At 61.9% G+C, this 14,064-nt stretch carries 12 protein-coding genes; 8 read left to right on the top strand and 4 right to left on the bottom strand.

What is annotated here, in order from left to right:
* Positions 1-23: 23 nt before the first annotated feature.
* The 4 genes from IPM12_08000 to IPM12_07985 form a co-directional block, all read right to left on the bottom strand.
* The gene (locus IPM12_08000; GenBank protein ID MBK9147745.1) at positions 24-704 is read right to left on the bottom strand and encodes an acetolactate decarboxylase; all 681 of its coding nucleotides are present in this window, start codon (positions 702-704) and stop codon (positions 24-26) included.
* Positions 701-2,095 (bottom strand): class II fumarate hydratase, encoded by a 1,395-nt coding sequence (gene fumC, locus IPM12_07995; protein ID MBK9147744.1) that lies wholly within the window; start codon positions 2,093-2,095, stop codon positions 701-703. The genes IPM12_08000 and fumC overlap by 4 nt, the downstream gene beginning before the upstream one ends.
* Before the next feature lie 68 nt (positions 2,096-2,163).
* Entirely contained in the window at positions 2,164-3,261 is a 1,098-nt protein-coding gene (gene prfB, locus IPM12_07990; protein ID MBK9147743.1) for a peptide chain release factor 2, read from the bottom strand.
* Between the two features lie 63 nt (positions 3,262-3,324).
* On the bottom strand, positions 3,325-4,524 hold the full coding sequence (locus IPM12_07985) for a proline dehydrogenase family protein (protein MBK9147742.1): 1,200 nt from the start codon (positions 4,522-4,524) through the stop codon (positions 3,325-3,327).
* A gap of 89 nt (positions 4,525-4,613) precedes the next feature.
* On the opposite strand from IPM12_07985, the gene aroB reads away from it, so the two are divergent.
* From aroB to IPM12_07945, 8 genes are all read left to right on the top strand, one after another.
* Entirely contained in the window at positions 4,614-5,681 is a 1,068-nt protein-coding gene (aroB, locus tag IPM12_07980; protein ID MBK9147741.1) for a 3-dehydroquinate synthase, read from the top strand.
* A 346-nt stretch (positions 5,682-6,027) separates the two neighbouring features.
* A complete protein-coding gene (locus tag IPM12_07975) occupies positions 6,028-7,011 on the top strand; it encodes a hypothetical protein (GenBank protein ID MBK9147740.1) in 984 nt (327 codons plus the stop codon).
* 205 nt (positions 7,012-7,216) lie between these two features.
* Complete coding sequence (locus IPM12_07970) at positions 7,217-9,427, top strand: tail fiber domain-containing protein (GenBank protein ID MBK9147739.1); 2,211 nt, start codon at positions 7,217-7,219, stop codon at positions 9,425-9,427.
* A 68-nt stretch (positions 9,428-9,495) separates the two neighbouring features.
* Positions 9,496-10,716, top strand: a complete 1,221-nt coding sequence (locus tag IPM12_07965) for a 3-phosphoshikimate 1-carboxyvinyltransferase (GenBank protein ID MBK9147738.1) — start codon at positions 9,496-9,498, stop codon at positions 10,714-10,716.
* A 70-nt stretch (positions 10,717-10,786) separates the two neighbouring features.
* Positions 10,787-12,463, top strand: a complete 1,677-nt coding sequence (locus IPM12_07960) for a formate--tetrahydrofolate ligase (GenBank protein ID MBK9147737.1) — start codon at positions 10,787-10,789, stop codon at positions 12,461-12,463.
* A 79-nt stretch (positions 12,464-12,542) separates the two neighbouring features.
* Complete coding sequence (locus IPM12_07955) at positions 12,543-12,944, top strand: hypothetical protein (GenBank protein MBK9147736.1); 402 nt, start codon at positions 12,543-12,545, stop codon at positions 12,942-12,944.
* An 80-nt stretch (positions 12,945-13,024) separates the two neighbouring features.
* The gene (locus IPM12_07950; GenBank protein ID MBK9147735.1) at positions 13,025-13,390 is read left to right on the top strand and encodes a hypothetical protein; all 366 of its coding nucleotides are present in this window, start codon (positions 13,025-13,027) and stop codon (positions 13,388-13,390) included.
* A 71-nt stretch (positions 13,391-13,461) separates the two neighbouring features.
* The gene (locus IPM12_07945; GenBank protein MBK9147734.1) at positions 13,462-14,043 is read left to right on the top strand and encodes a tRNA-(ms[2]io[6]A)-hydroxylase; all 582 of its coding nucleotides are present in this window, start codon (positions 13,462-13,464) and stop codon (positions 14,041-14,043) included.
* Positions 14,044-14,064: the final 21 nt, after the last annotated feature.

Here is a 14,064-nt window from a genome sequence, read left to right as displayed (position 1 = left end):
CCGGGCCTCTCTGCCTCCCGTCATCAGGGCTTCCCGACAACGAGCACCACGCCCCCTGCCACGATCTTCAATGCATCCACATGGCCCATCACGCGGCCATCGCTGCTCAGGAAATGCATATGGATGAATGAATCGTGGTGCGTGAACACCGTGCGATGATGCCGGGAGAAAACACCGACAACTTCTCCTTCCGCTTCTTTCAAGCTGAAGTGCCGTTTGTAGCGCGCGCCTTCCATAGGACCGGTGAAAGTCGAGTCCGTGGGCAGGTCCCACACATGTATGTCCACCTCCTCGAAGCGGCCTGTCAAGCGGAAGAAGAAAGGTTCATCGTTGCCTCGCTTATCGAGGAATGCATCCAATTGCTCGGCAGACGAAACGTCGCTCGGGACCATGACTTCCTCCCATTGCGATACGCGTTCGTGCACGAAGAAGGGCGCCTTGGCTGCTGGATCAACGCATACCGCCAGTCTATCACCTACAACGCGCGCCGCAAGGCTTCGGCCATCGACCAGCGTGATCTCGCCGCGCATGTGCTCCAGTGGTCCCATGCCGTACGTGCCGGGCGCGCTCAACGAATCCATCGCGATCAATCCGCTGCGCTGGCCATCCCACATGGTGCGCTTGAGGGCGCCGGTGGCGATGACTTGGGCCTGCAGTGAACAGGTGAGCATGCTCGCGGCCGTGAGATGGGCCAAGCGGCTCATCCCTCGCTGCACATCTTGCTTGGATCCACCCACTTGTCAAAATCCTCCGCGCTCACATGCCCGAGCGCGATGGCGGCCTCCTTCAAGGTGGTGCCCTCCTTGTGCGCCTTCTTCGCGATCTCGGCGGCCTTGTAATAGCCGATGTGCGGGTTCAGGCTGGTGACCAGCATGAGCGAGTTCTCCAAGTGGCGCTTGATCACGGCCTCGTTCGGTTCAATGCCGACGGCGCACTTGTCGGTGAAGGAGACGCACGCATCGCCGAGCAGGCGGGCGCTCTGCAGCACGTTGGCGGCGATCAAGGGCTTGAAGACGTTCAGTTCGAAGTGGCCCTGCATACCGCCTACGCTGACGGCCACATCATTGCCGATGACCTGTGCGCACACCATCGTCATCGCTTCGGGCTGCGTGGGATTCACCTTGCCGGGCATGATGGATGAGCCGGGCTCGTTGTCGGGGATGATGAGCTCTCCGATGCCGCTCCGCGGGCCGCTGCTGAGGATGCGGATGTCGTTGGCGATCTTCATCAGGGAAACAGCGAGTCGCTTCTGCGCACCGCTCAGCTCCACCATGGCATCGTGCGCGGCCAGGGCCTCGAACTTGTTCGGCGCACTGGTGAACGGAAGCCCGGTCAGCTTTCCGATCTGCTCAGCCACCTTCGCCGCATAGCCCTTGGGCGCATTCAGGCCCGTGCCCACGGCCGTGCCGCCCAGGGCCAGTTCGCCCACCATGTGCAGCGCGTTGTCGATGGCGCGCAGGCCGTTATCCAGTTGCTGCACGTAACCGCTGAACTCCTGGCCCAGGGTGAGGGGCGTGGCGTCCATGAAATGCGTGCGGCCGGTCTTCACGATCGCATGGAAGGACTTCGCCTTCTGCGCGAGCGCTTCACGTAGCTTCTTCACGCCTGGGATGGTCAATTCCACCGTGAGCTTGTACGCCGCGATGTGCATGGCCGTGGGGAAGGTGTCGTTGCTGCTCTGGCTCTTATTGATGTCGTCGTTGGGGTTGAGGACCTTCTGCTCGTCGCTGAGGCTGCCGCCGTTGAGCACATGCGCGCGGTAGGCGATCACCTCGTTCACGTTCATGTTGCTCTGGGTGCCGCTGCCGGTCTGCCAGATCACCAGCGGGAACTGATCGTCGAGCTTGCCAGCGATGATCTCATCGCACACGCGGCCGATGAGCTCGCACTTCTCCTTCGGCAACTTGCCCAGCTCCAGGTTGGTGAGGGCCGCGGCCTTCTTGAGGTAGGCGAACGCATGCACGATCTCGCGCGGCATGCTGCCCGGCGGGCCAATCCTGAAATTGTTGCGGCTGCGCTCGGTCTGCGCGCCCCAGAACTTGTCGGCGGGCACTTTCACCTCGCCCATGGTGTCTTTCTCGATCCTGTAATCCATGTCGTTCTTCGTTCGGTTGCCAACAACCACTCATCGCCATCAGGTTCCGGGCGATGCTCGTATCGCCCCTACACTTTCTGGGATTGCCCGTGCATCATCAGGTAGGCTTTCAGGAACTCACCGATTCCTCCGTTCAGGACGTCATCCACGTTGCTCGTCTCATGCTCGGTGCGCACGTCCTTCACCAGCTTGTAGGGCTGCAGCACATAGTTGCGGATCTGGCTGCCCCACTCGATCTTCTTCTTGCCCGCCTCGATCTCGCTGCGCTTGCTGCGGCGCCGCTCCAGCTCGGCCTCGTACAGCTGCGACTTCAGCAGCTGCAGCGCCTTGTTCTTGTTCTCCAGCTGGCTGCGCGTCTCGGTGTTCTCGATGATGATGCCCGTGGGCCCGTGGCGCAGCCTCACGCCTGTTTCCACCTTGTTCACGTTCTGGCCACCGGCTCCGCCGCTGCGGAAGGTGTCCCATGTGATGTCGGCTGGGTTGATGTCGATCTCGATGCTCTCATCCACCAGCGGGTACACGTACACGCTCACGAAGCTCGTGTGCCTGCGCGCGTTGCTGTCGAACGGGCTGATGCGAACCAGGCGATGCACGCCATTCTCGCCCTTGAGCATGCCGAAGGCGAATTCACCATCCACTTCGAGCGTGGCCTGCTTGATGCCCGCGGCCTCGCCGTCCTGGTAGTCGAGCACCTTCACGCTGTAGCCTTCCTTATCGGCCCACATGCGGTACATGCGGAGGAGCATCAGCGCCCAATCGTTGCTCTCGGTGCCCCCCGCGCCGCTGGTGATCTGCACCACGGCGCTCAAGGGATCCTCTTCGGCGCTGAGCATGTTCTTGAACTCGAGTTCCTCCAGCACGTGCTCCGCCTTCTTGAACTGCGCCTCCAGCTCATCCTCGCTCACCTCCTTCGCCTTCCAGAAGTCGAACATCACGGCCGCATCATCCACCTCGCGCTTCACGCCCTCATACAGCCCCACCCAGCGCTTGAGCTCGCGGATCCGGTGCATCACGGCCTTGGCCTTCTTGGCGTCGTTCCAGAAGTCGGGGTCGAGCGTGTACTTCTCCTCCTCCAGGATGCGCCCTCGCTTCTCTTCGATGGCGAGGTATCCGTTCAGGGCTTCAAGCCGTTCCTGCAGGCCGGCGATCTTGTCGATTGTGATCATGAAAGCGGCGCGAAAGTAGGAGGCGTGGAGCAGCCCGATGCCGTGCGGCGCGCGCAGCCCGCTTCAACGCTTCGATCTCCTCGTCCTTTCCTCGATGATCAGCTTCAGCTCCCGGCCCATCTGCCCGGCCACGCTGGTGTTCTCCTGCGCGCGGCGGATCAGGTAGGGCAGCACGGCGCGCACCGGTCCGTAGGGCACGTACTTGGCCACCTTGTAGCCGGCTTCGGCCAGGTTGTAGCTGATGTTGTCGCTCATGCCCAGGAGCTGCGCGAACCACACGCGGCGGTCGTTTCGCGCGATGCCATGCTCTTCAAGGAGCCGCGCGAGCAACAGGGAGCTCTGCTCATTGTGGGTGCCGGCCATCACGGCCAGGCGATCGATGTGCGCCACGCAGAAGCGCAAAGCCTCATCGTAGTCGCGGTCCACTGCGGCCTTGTCGGCATGGATGGGAGAGGGGTAGCCCTTCTCCGCCGCGCGCTCGCGCTCCTTCTCCATGTAGGCGCCGCGCACCAGTTTCACGCCAAGGTGGTAGCCGCCTTTTTCAGCCGCCGCGAACGACTCCTTCAGGAAGGCAAGCCGGTCGTGGCGGTAGAGCTGTATGGTGTTGAACACGATGGCGCTCTTCGCATTGAATCGCTCCATCATCTGCGTGGCCACCGCATCAATCGCGGGCTGGTACCAGCTGTCCTCGGCATCGATGAGCACGGGGATGCTTGCATCGTGCGCGGCTTGGCAGATCCGTTCCACCCGTCCTTGCACGAGTTGCCATTCGTGCGCATCATCCGCGCTGAGCGCGTCGTTCTTGCTGATCTTCTCCAACAGCGCCGTGGGCGATAGGCCCGTGACCTTGAATACGCTGAAGGGAATGTCCGTGCGCTGCTTGGCGGCGGCGATGGTGAGCAGGATCTCGTCTCGCGTATGATCCAATGAATCATCGTCCTCCTGGCCCTCCACGCTGTAATCGAGGATGGTGCCCACGCCCACATCGCCGAGCTTCTGCGCGGTGAGCAGGCTCTCATCAATCGTCTCGCCGCCGCAGAAATGCTTGAAGAGCGTGGCCTTCACCGCCCAAGCAATCGGCAGGCGCAGCGCAAGGGCGGCTTGCGTGAGCACGCGGCCTGCGGCGTTGAGCCAGGGGATGCCGATGATGCGGAAGAGCCAATAGGCGCGCAGCAGGCCGCGATCGGTGTATTGGCGGAAAGCGATGCGGGTATCGCCGAGATCGGGAACCGTGATGGGTGGCGCTGGGGCCGTGGACGGCATGAGGGCTTCCTTCGTTCCTTTGGCCGGAAGGCCTTATTGAAGGGCGGCCAAAAGTAGAGATGGTCCCGAAGCGCGTGGAAGCAATCGTCATGGATGCCGGCCGCCATCCGGTGGCGCTCGGCGCCGATGCCTTGCGTGCCCTCGACCGTGATGTGAAGGAGACTGAGGCCACTGCGCATTTCATCCTCGGCGATGAGAATACCCTTCGGCACTGCCTGCCGGAACTGCTGGCCCATGCGCCGCGCTTGCGCGAAGCGGAGACCATCGGCGTGCCGGCGGGGGAGGCGAGCAAGAGCCTGGCGGTGTGCCAGGACATCTGGCAGCACCTCATAGCGCGCGCGGCCGATCGCGAGGCGCTGCTGATCTGCCTGGGCGGCGGCGTGGTCACCGATCTCGGCGGCTTCATCGCCGGCGCGTACAAGCGCAGCATCCGCTGCATGCACGTGCCCACCACGCTCATGGGCATGGTCGATGCGTCCATCGGCGGCAAGGCGGGCATCGACCTCGGCGGCGTGAAGAACGTGGTGGGCGTGTTCCACGATCCCCTGGGCGTTTACGTGCACGTGCCATTCCTGAAAAGCCTGGGCAAGCGCGAACTGCTCAACGGTGTGGCTGAGATGATCAAGCACGGCCTCGTGCGTGATGCATCGCACTACGAAGCGCTGCGTGAAGCGCCGCTGCACGACCTCGCCGCGCTCACGCCATTGGTGGCGCGCAGCGCGGCGATCAAGGCCGAAGTGGTAGCTGCCGACCCGCGCGAGAGCGGCATGCGCAAGCTGTTGAACTTCGGGCATACCATCGGGCACGGGATCGAGGCCTACTCCTGGGAGAGCCCGCAGCGCGCGCTGCTGCACGGTGAAGCCGTGGCCATGGGCATGATCTGCGAGGCCTGGCTCAGTTGGCGCCAGGGCCTGCTGCCGCGCGAGGACAGCGATCGCATCGCCGCGCATCTGCTATCGCTGTACAAGCCATTCGCCTTGCAGGGCGATGAGGACCACCGGATCATCGAGCTCATGCGCAATGACAAGAAGAACAGCGCGGGGCAATTCCGATTCGCGCTGCTCACGGGCATCGGCAGCGCGCAGGTCGATGCGGCCATCAACGCCGCGCAAGTGAAGGAGGCGCTGGATCATTACCGGCTGCTGGTGCGGGGCTGAGGCGGGCGGAGCTCCTGCATGTTGAGGTGACTGGGTGACATTGGTTCATAACTGGTTCGCACAGAGTGCATAACTCATAGTTCGATTTCCGGAAAGTGGAACTATAGCTTGTGAGCGCCTGTCGCGCCTCGGCTACAAGTGGCTTCGGCGAACAACGCATTAGCAGCATCGCACTTCGCAACGATTCAAGGCCAACACTGCTGTGCTGGCCAACTGCTGCGTTTGGCCGACTGGCCGACTGGCCGACTGGCATAGGTTTTCAACCGGGCAAAGTACCACCGACGCCCGAACGCCGGGTTTTGATCGCTGGCGGCGACGTACCTTCTTCGCTTCAAACCACATGGTCATGAAGCACGCCTGCATTTCTCTGCTCACGCTGGTTGCCCTCGCCTCGAGTGTTACGCGCTCACCAGCCCAGAACCTGGTGCCGAACGGGAGTTTCGAGGAGTATATCACATGCCCTTGGGCTCTGGCACAGGTCGATTCTTGTGTAGGCTGGAAAACGTGGTACTATACGCCTGATTACTTCCATTCGTGCAGTAAATCAAACTTGAATGGTGTTCCGCAGAACATTGTCGTGAACCAGTTGCCTTCCCACGGCGACGCATATTGTGGTTTTAATGCAGCACTTCCATTCCAAGACGCCGTTGAAATCCTTGGGGCGGAGCTTACCCAAGAATTAGACATCGGCGTCCCTATTCACGTTTCGCTGAAGCTCGCAGCAGGTATTGGAGGGACACAGATCAATTATCGCCACACCTGTGACAAGGTGGGTGTGCGGTTCACAACGACGGAGCAGCAATGGGTTTTAACAACGCCACTGCCGGATTATGCTCATCTGGTGCTGTCCGATCCGATTGAGACCATTGGCGAATGGACAACACTCTCAGGCACATTCGTGCCGGATTCAGCATACCGCTACATTTCCATTGGGCGGTTCCATACATGGGATTCCCTTCAATTCGTTGAGGTGAACCCGGATGGCACGAACCCAGGAGCTTACTTCCTTGTAGATGAGGTGTGCGTGGCTTTCGACCCTTTGGATTGCAGTTTCGCGCAGAGCCTTACTCAGAATGCGGGCTTTGAGGTAGATGTTTTCCCAAATCCATGCACTGAGGGGTTCTGGGTTCGAATGCGTGAATCAGGCATGTTGCCAATCCGCGTTCGGATCACAAATGGTATGGGCCAAACTGTGCGCGACCGGCGGTACACGGCGGGTGAGGATTGGTTCGTGAGCATGGAGGAGTACCCTGCAGGCTTATATGCTATTGAGCTAATGTCAGGCGGCCAATTGGTGCTGCCGATCAGAGTAGTCAAACTAACCCCCTAACCCATTCTCCATGAAGTACGGAGCATTTCGAACACTAGCCCTAAGCCTCACCGGTTGCATAGCAATCTCATCGGGGTTGGCGCAGAACGATGGTGATCACCCCGTTACTGATCCGGTCTTTAACGTAACGTATCTCGCTCCAGATGCGCAGGTGAACCTTGGAGCCACACAGCCCGCTGGCCTTACCGTGGGCACCGCACCTAGCTTGGCCGCCGCCCTCGTGGTTGATGGCGCGCAACTGGGCCATTTGAACACCTTCTGGACGCACGCCACGCAACCCAATTTGATCGACTGGCAGCGTTGGCAGATGAACAAGACGATACCGGGATTGGCCAACATCGGCATCGGAAGGCTTTTCAGCCGGGGCAACACGGACCATAGCTTCAACATCGACGCGATGTCCGGTGATCTGAGGCTATTCACGGATGGGCTGCCGAGGGCCGCTTTGTATTACCGCCCTGGCACTACCACGATCAATGGGGCAACCTTCAACCAGACCGGCTACTTCGCTCTTGCTGGGCGGCAGCAATTCTTCGACTGGACCACAGGCTCTGGTTCGCCCGGCCCCTTCAGCCGGTTCCACATGGTCGATGGTGCCGGCACCAATACGCCAGGCATATACGCGCCCACCTTGGGCTTCCGGGGCTGGCACCGAAACGGCATCACCATCACGGGCAACAGCGACCATTTGTACTTCGGCCACAAGTACGGCGCCAGCAACGGGCAGAGCCAAGCGGTGCTGCAATGGAGCGAGGGTACGCTCGATGCGAACCGGCAATCGCTGAGCTTCCGCTTTGCGACCACACCGGGCGCAGGGGGAGGCGCTGAGAGCGATGAGGGACTCGAGATCATGCGTCTTTGGCCGGAGAGCAACACCTCCGGCTACGTGGGCATCGGTGATTTCGTGGGCCAAGCCGCCATCCCCACCGAACGGTTGGATCTCTTGGACCGCACCATCCGCTTGCGCAACTTCACGGACAACACCTACCTGAACAACGATTTTGACCGTGTGCTGGTGGTGAATCCCGCCGATGGCCTCGTGCATTGGCGTGCTGCCAACACCTTGGGCATCGGCGATTGCGAATGGACGCTACAAGGCTCTGCTGGCACCAACAGCGATGTGGCTACGGCCTATCTTGGCAATACGGGTTGCCCTCAGGAAGATCGGGCGGTCGGCATCGGGATCCAACAACCGGCCTACAAACTCGATGTCGAGCATTCCGATGACTACATCCAACGACCGGGTGGACTCCGGGTGCGCGTGGAGACTGATAACGAAGGCTGGCGTTACGGCATTGACAGCCACTTGCAGCCGATGGCGGGAGGGGCCGAGCTGAAGTTCGCCGCAGGAGTGCTGTCCAATCTGAAGAACGTCGGTCTGTCAAGTGATGGCATTGCGGATGGTTATGCTGTGTTCGCACGGCACACCACCGATCAGGATCTGTTCGTGCGCAGTACGCACGGTGTTCATGGCGATGCCGTGGCAACTGCGGGCACGATCACCCTTGCGCATGGAGGCCTCTTCACTGCGCGCGTCACCGACGATGGCAACGTGTCAAGGAATTACGGCGTTTACGGCAGTGCTACTGGCGGCGCGGCGAACTTCAGCGTTTACGGGGCCTACCCAGGCGCCGGTGCGAATGACTGGGCGGGGTACTTCAATGGTGACGTCACCGTCACCGGCGCAGGTTACATCCCTGGTGGCACTTGGAACCCCTCTGATGAATCGCTGAAGACCAATGTGGAACCCATCGTCGGTGCTTCAGATGTGATCGCAGCACTGAACCCGATGAGCTATGAGTTCTTGGTGGATGAGCATCCCAATGCTGGCCTGCCGAATGGCTACCAAGCTGGCCTCATGATCCAGGATGTTGAACCCTTGCTTCCTCACCTCGTGCGCGATGTCGCAGTGCCTGCTTTGTTGGATTCAATGGGAAGCGTATTAGCTCCGGCTGAGACCATCAAGGCGATGAATTACACCGGTTTGATTCCCTATCTGATCGGCGCCATCAAAGAGCAGCAAGCCAGCATCACGGCGATGCAGGAGCAACTTGCAGCTACGCAGGAGCTAGTAGCCGCCTGCTGCGCCAACCCCGATGGCAGCGACGCCCGCTCCGGCTACGCGGTTGAAGAGGAGAGACTCTCCCCCGCCCAAGAGCGCCTGCTCCGCATTGCGCCCAATCCGTTCACGGACCGCACCACGCTCTTCTGCACCTTGGAGCGCGAGGGCCGCATGCAGCTCATGGCCAACAGCGCCGATGGCCGCAGCCTGATGGTGCTGAGCGAGGGCCAGCGAGAGGCCGGTGAGTTCCAGTATGATTGGAGCACGGAGAAGCTCGCACCCGGCGTGTACTACATCACCCTGCTGCTCGATGGCGAGCCGGTGGTGAAGCGCGCGGTCAAGGTGAAGAGGTAAGCGCCATTAGCATTGAACTTGTTCAGAAGGGCCCGGCGCATCTCCGCCGGGCTCTTCCTTTGCTGCCCATGTCCTCCATCACCATCACGCGCCCACCCGCGCCGATCCGCGCCCGCATCGCCCTGCCCCGCAGCAAGAGCATCAGCAATCGCGCTTTGCTCATGGCTTCGCTCTGCGGAGACCTCAGCCTCGTCTCCGGCCTGAGCGACGGCGACGACACGCGCGTGATGCGCGAATTGCTCGAACAGGGTCCGCGCATGATGGACTGCGGCGCTGGCGGCACCACCTTCCGCTTCCTGCTTGCCTGGGCCAGCGTACGCGTGGGCGAGGAGCATATCCTCACAGGCATCCCGCGCCTGCTCGAGCGCCCGCACGATGACCTTGTGAATGCGCTGAAACAGCTCGGCGCCGACATCGACCGTGTGCCCGAGGGTTTTCGCGTGCGCGGCCGATCATTGAAAGGCGGAGAGGTGCACTTCGATTCGCCCATCAGCAGCCAATACCTGAGCGCCTTGCTCATGATCGCGCCTCGCATGAAGGAGGGCCTCACCCTGCGCTGGACCGGCACGCGGCTGAGCGAACCCTTCGTGCACATGACCTTGAAGATGCTCGCGCACTTCGGCGTTTATCCGCGTTTGGAGCTCGATGGCGTGCGCGTGGATCCCGGCGACTACATCCCCGCGCCCATCGCCGTGCCGCCCGATTGGAGCAGCGCGGCGTTCTGGTACGAGATCGTTTCGCTCAGTCCCGGCAGCGAGATCATGCTGCAAGGCCTCACCGATGACACCATGCAAGGCGATCGTGAAGCGCAGCAGCTCTGGTCGCCGTGGGTGGAAACGCGCTTCACAGATGACGGTGCGCGCATCAGCCATCGCGCAACGTCGGGTAGGTGGGAGGAGCTTCCACGCAACCTCATGCCCGTGCCCGACCTCTTCCAGCCTCTGGCCTTCACCCTGGCCGCACTCAATCAGTCCGCGGTGCTCACGGGCCTTGACAACCTTCGCGTGAAAGAGACCGATCGCCTGCACGCCGTGGCCGATGCCATGGCCCGATTGGGCGGTGAGGCCGCCTTCGCCAATGGTGCCTTCGCCGTGAAGGGCGGTGTCACCCACGCTGCGGATGCGCCCTTTGACCCGGACCATGACCATCGCATGGCGCTGGCGCTCGCACCCTTGGCTTTGAAGTTCGGTACCATCACCATCACAGACCCGCAAGTGGTGACCAAGAGCTATCCGGGGTTCTGGGAGGATCTGCGGAGCGCGGGTTTCGGGGTGGGGTTGCACGAGTGAAGGCGATTGCGATCTTCGACCGGTCACCGCGTCCGTTCCATCTTTCCTATTCCAACATCAAGGTTCCCCCATGCCCTTCCCCACCGACCTCGAGATCGCGCAAGCCGCGCGCATGAAGCCCATCGCTGAGATTGCGAAGAACCTCGGCGTCGACCCGGAAGTGATCGAGCCCTACGGCCGCACCAAAGCGAAGCTTCCCATCAATCTCATTGACGAGAAGAAGCTGGCGAAGGGCAAGCTCATCCTCGTCACGGCCGTGAGCCCCACGCCGGCGGGTGAAGGCAAGACCACCACCAGCATCGGGCTGCACGAAGGGCTGAGCAAGCTGGGCAAGAAGAGCATCGTGGTGCTGCGCGAGCCGAGCCTGGGCCCCGTGTTCGGCATGAAAGGCGGCGCGGCCGGCGGCGGCTACGCGCAGGTGGTGCCCATGGAGGACATCAACCTCCACTTCACCGGCGACTTCAGCGCCATCGAGAAGGCCAACAACCTGCTCGCCGCGCTCATTGACAACAACCTGCAGAACCGCAAGCGCTCGCTGGGCATCGATCCGCGCACCATCGCCTGGAAGCGCGTGATGGACATGAACGACCGCGCGCTGCGGAAGATCACCATCGGCCTCGGAGGCGTGAACGGCGGCGTTCCGCGCGAGGACGGATTCAACATCACCCCAGCGAGTGAGGTGATGGCCATCCTCTGCCTGGCCACCTCGTTCGAAGACCTGAAGAAGCGCCTCGGCGACATCTACGTGGGGCAGCGCTGGGACCGCACGCCCGTGTATGCCCGCGACCTCAAGGCCGAAGCCGCCATGGCCATCCTGTTGAAGGACGCCATCAAGCCGAATCTGGTACAGACGCTCGAGGGCAACCCGGCGATCCTGCACGGCGGTCCTTTCGCGAACATCGCGCAAGGCGTCAATAGCGTGCTCGCCACCAAATTGGGGCTCAGCCTCGGCGACTACGTGGTCACGGAGGCGGGCTTCGGCGCGGACCTAGGCGCGGAGAAATTCTTCGACATCAAGTGCCGCGCTGCGGGATTGAAACCTGCAGCTGCGGTGATCGTGGCCACGGTGCGCGCGTTGCGCTACCACGGCGGCGTGGATGTGAAGGAGGTGAACAATGCCGCGCCCGACAAGCTAAAGGCCGGTCTCGCCAACTTGGGCCGCCATATCGAGAACATCAGCAAATTCGGTGTAAAGGCCGTGGTGGCCATCAACCACTTCCCCACGGATACAGCGGAGGAGATTGACATGGTGAAGGCTTACTGCAAGGAGCGTGGCACCGAGGCCGTGCTCGCTCAAGGCTTCGCGAAAGGCGGTGATGGCATGACCGATCTGGCTGCCGCGGTGCTGAAAGTGATCGACGAAGGCCAGAGCGATTTCAAACCGCTCTACGACCTCTCACTCTCCATCAAGGACAAGATCGCCACCATCGCCCGCGAGATCTACCGCGCTGATGGCGTGGACTACAGCGGCGATGCCGAGACCGCCTTGCGCCGGATAAGCAAGCTCGGCCTCGATGGCGTGCCCATCTGCATGGCCAAGACGCAGTACAGCTTCAGCGACAACAAGGAGCTGCGCGCCGCGCCCACCGGCTTCCGCATCACCGTGCGCGACATCGAGATCAGCGCGGGTGCCGGCTTCGTAGTGCCCATCTGCGGCGAGATCATGCGCATGCCGGGACTACCTGAAGTGCCTGCGGCGGAAGGCATGGACATCGATGCGAATGGCGTGATCAGCGGGTTGAGCTGATCTTGTGACAGGCCGTTCGCCGTGCCGTTACCTATTCGGTGATACCTGCATTCGATGGGAGTAACCAAACACACCCATCATGTTCAATCCAATCCCTCTCCTCGCTGCCGCGCTGTTTAGCGCCGCACCCTTCCATCCACGTGCAGCCGTTGTTCTCCCCGAAGACGGTGGCCCGCCCGCCATCCGCATCGCTGGCAAATCCGGCGGCGACATCACTGCTGCGCAATGGAACTCGATGAAGGCTGTGGACCTTGTGGGTTGCGTGCCTGGCGCCCGTATCGTCTCGCTGCGCCTGTGTGTGAGGGATTGCAAGGGGAAAGATGCCGGGCTGAATGCGAAGGAGCCCACGCTGACGGAATCGATGAAGGCGATGATCTCGAATCTGCCGGTGGGCACCCGGTTCCGCGTAGAGGTAGTGGTTACCGACCGCTCGGGGAAATCCTGGGATGTCCCGGATGCAGAGTTCGTGTGGAAGGGCTGATAGCCAATCGCTGTTAACGCAGTCCTGGTCCGTTGAACCCTGCGTGCGCGGCATCGTCACAGCCGCAAACAACCACGAACATGCGGAACACGATCATCGCTGCGATGCTGCTCTTCTCAGCGACAGCTGCGGCACAGGACAAGGTGAAGCGGAGCCCGGAGGAAATGGCAAAGGCGCGCACCGAGCGCCTGACCACGGTGCTCGAACTCACTCCAGAGCAGGCTGCGAAGGTGAATGCCCTCCATTTGGCCCATGCCCAGCATTCAGAGGCACGCCGCGCTGAGCAGGAAGCGAAGCGCGAAGCCATGCGCGCGGAGATGAAAGCGAAGCGCGAAAGGCACCAAGCGGAGATGAAGGCCATCCTCACTGCGGAGCAATTCGCGAAGTGGGAAGCGCTGAATGCCCAGCGCGATGAGCATCGCCGCCATCACGATACCGCGAAGTAGCCGCGCTGGGATCGGAGCCCCGCACGACATGCGGGGCTCCGCGCTTTCATCCCCCGCCCTTACTTCGCGCCATGCTCGGCCTCCAGCTCCCCACCGATCCGCGCTGGGCGGAACTCGTGAAGAACGACCTGCGCACCTTGCTCGTGGACCATGCCTGGTGCGAGCAGAAGGCCGCCAGCAACGCCATCAGCATGATCACCCGCTACCCGGAGAACAGCGCGCTGGTGGCAGAGCTGCTGCGCATCGCGCAGGAAGAGCTTGACCACTTCCGCCAAGTGGTGGAGCGCATCCACGCACGCGGCTGGGAATTGGGTCCTGAGCGAAAGGACCACTATGTGAACGAGCTGCTCGCCTTCGTGCGCAAGGATGGTTCGCGCGAAGAGCGCCTCGTGGACCGGCTGCTCTTCAGTGCCATGATCGAGGCGCGCAGCTGCGAGCGCTTCAAGCTGCTCACCGAGGAATGCCCGGACGAGGAACTGCGCGCATTCTACCGCGAATTGATGGAGAGCGAGGCGGGGCATTACGCCACCTTCATCGGCTTCGCTCGCCAGCATGGCGGGCGTGTGGACGTGGACCGCCGCTGGAAAGAGTTCCTGGCGCATGAGGCCGGCGTGGTGAGCCGCTACGGCACCGCGCCCACCATGCACGGCTGAGCCCCGGCGGTGCCGGGCTTT

Source organism: Flavobacteriales bacterium (genome assembly GCA_016716605.1).
GTDB lineage: Bacteria > Bacteroidota > Bacteroidia > Flavobacteriales_F > PHOS-HE28 > PHOS-HE28.
Note: the sequence above shows the minus strand (reverse complement) of the source record. Positions and strands in the feature narration are given on the sequence as shown.

What these genes read in the sequence shown, in the direction of transcription:
- IPM12_08000 (MBK9147745.1), bottom strand. Translation starts at nt 704, where the DNA reads ATGAGCCGCTTGGCCCATCTCACGGCCGCGAGCATGCTCACCTGTTCA.
- fumC (MBK9147744.1), bottom strand. Translation starts at nt 2,095, where the DNA reads ATGGATTACAGGATCGAGAAAGACACCATGGGCGAGGTGAAAGTGCCC.
- prfB (MBK9147743.1), bottom strand. Translation starts at nt 3,261, where the DNA reads ATGATCACAATCGACAAGATCGCCGGCCTGCAGGAACGGCTTGAAGCC.
- IPM12_07985 (MBK9147742.1), bottom strand. Translation starts at nt 4,524, where the DNA reads ATGCCGTCCACGGCCCCAGCGCCACCCATCACGGTTCCCGATCTCGGC.
- aroB (MBK9147741.1), top strand. Translation starts at nt 4,614, where the DNA reads ATGGATGCCGGCCGCCATCCGGTGGCGCTCGGCGCCGATGCCTTGCGT.
- IPM12_07975 (MBK9147740.1), top strand. Translation starts at nt 6,028, where the DNA reads ATGAAGCACGCCTGCATTTCTCTGCTCACGCTGGTTGCCCTCGCCTCG.
- IPM12_07965 (MBK9147738.1), top strand. Translation starts at nt 9,496, where the DNA reads ATGTCCTCCATCACCATCACGCGCCCACCCGCGCCGATCCGCGCCCGC.
- IPM12_07960 (MBK9147737.1), top strand. Translation starts at nt 10,787, where the DNA reads ATGCCCTTCCCCACCGACCTCGAGATCGCGCAAGCCGCGCGCATGAAG.
- IPM12_07955 (MBK9147736.1), top strand. Translation starts at nt 12,543, where the DNA reads ATGTTCAATCCAATCCCTCTCCTCGCTGCCGCGCTGTTTAGCGCCGCA.
- IPM12_07950 (MBK9147735.1), top strand. Translation starts at nt 13,025, where the DNA reads ATGCGGAACACGATCATCGCTGCGATGCTGCTCTTCTCAGCGACAGCT.
- IPM12_07945 (MBK9147734.1), top strand. Translation starts at nt 13,462, where the DNA reads ATGCTCGGCCTCCAGCTCCCCACCGATCCGCGCTGGGCGGAACTCGTG.